A 1,729-nucleotide genomic window follows, 5' to 3' on the forward strand; every position below is an offset into this window, starting at 1 on the left:
CGAAGGTGAGTCGAGAGGCTTGCTGGAGGTATCACGAGTGCGAATGCTGACATGAGTAACGACAAGGGGAGTGAAAAACTCCCCCGCCGGAAGACCAAGGGTTTCTGTTCGACGCTAATCGGAGCAGAGTGAGTCGGCCCCTAAGGCGAGGCCGAAAGGCGTAGTCGATGGGAAACGGGTCAATATTCCCGTACCTCACTGTATTGCGATGGGGGGACGAAGAAGGCTAGGTGAGCCAGGCGTTGGTTGTCCTGGTGAAAGTCAGTAGGCTGGGGGATCAGGCAAATCCGGTGCCCCAAGGCCGAGAGACGAGACGAACGGACCACGGTCCGGAAGTCATTGATGCCACGCTTCCAGGAAAAGCCTCTAAGCTTCAGATACAGTGGGACCGTACCCCAAACCGACACAGGTGGTCAGGTAGAGAATACCCAGGCGCTTGAGAGAACTCGGGTGAAGGAACTAGGCAAAATGGTGCCGTAACTTCGGGAGAAGGCACGCCGCGTTAGTGTGAAGGCCCTGCGGCCGGAGCACGAGGCGGTCGAAGATACCAGGTGGCTGCAACTGTTTATTAAAAACACAGCACTCTGCAAACGCGCAAGCGGACGTATAGGGTGTGACGCCTGCCCGGTGCCGGAAGGTTAATTGATGGTGTTAGCGCAAGCGAAGCTCCTGATCGAAGCCCCGGTAAACGGCGGCCGTAACTATAACGGTCCTAAGGTAGCGAAATTCCTTGTCGGGTAAGTTCCGACCTGCACGAATGGCGTAATGATGGCCACGCTGTCTCCACCCGAGACTCAGTGAAATTGAAATCGCAGTGAAGATGCTGTGTACCCGCGGCTAGACGGAAAGACCCCGTGAACCTTTACTACAGCTTCACACTGGACGCTGATGTTGCTTGTGTAGGATAGCTGGGAGGCTTTGAACCCCGGACGCCAGTTCGGGTGGAGCCAACCTTGAAATACCAGCCTGGCATCATTGGCGTTCTAACTCAGGTCCGTGATCCGGATCGAGGACCGTGTGTGGTGGGTAGTTTGACTGGGGCGGTCTCCTCCCAAAGCGTAACGGAGGAGCACGAAGGTACCCTCAGCACGGTTGGAAATCGTGCATTGAGTGCAAGAGCATAAGGGTGCTTGACTGCGAGACAGACACGTCGAGCAGGTACGAAAGTAGGTTCTAGTGATCCGGTGGTTCTGTATGGAAGGGCCATCGCTCAACGGATAAAAGGTACTCCGGGGATAACAGGCTGATACCGCCCAAGAGTTCACATCGACGGCGGTGTTTGGCACCTCGATGTCGGCTCATCACATCCTGGGGCTGAAGTCGGTCCCAAGGGTATGGCTGTTCGCCATTTAAAGTGGTACGCGAGCTGGGTTTAGAACGTCGTGAGACAGTTCGGTCCCTATCTGCCGTGGGCGTTGGAAGTTTGAGAAGAGCTGCTCCTAGTACGAGAGGACCGGAGTGGACGCACCTCTGGTGTTCCGGTTGTCACGCCAGTGGCATTGCCGGGTAGCTATGTGCGGACAGGATAACCGCTGAAGGCATCTAAGCGGGAAGCCCCCTTCAAGATGAGACTTCCCTGAGGCCTTGAGCCTCCTGAAGGGCCCAGCGAGACCAGCTGGTTGATAGGTCGGGTGTGGAAGCGCTGCAAGGCGTTGAGCTAACCGATACTAATGGCCCGTGAGGCTTGACCATATAACACCCAAGCGGTCTGAGATGACGACCGACAGGG

At 56.3% G+C, this 1,729-nt stretch carries 1 rRNA gene (only partly in view); it reads left to right on the top strand.

Features of this window, described 5'->3' with window-relative positions:
* A 23S ribosomal RNA gene (locus BDK63_RS18140) occupies positions 1-1,692 on the top strand (it extends 1,234 nt beyond the left edge of the window).
* Positions 1,693-1,729: the final 37 nt, after the last annotated feature.

Source organism: Halomonas campaniensis (genome assembly GCF_014193375.1).
Classification (GTDB): domain Bacteria; phylum Pseudomonadota; class Gammaproteobacteria; order Pseudomonadales; family Halomonadaceae; genus Halomonas; species Halomonas campaniensis.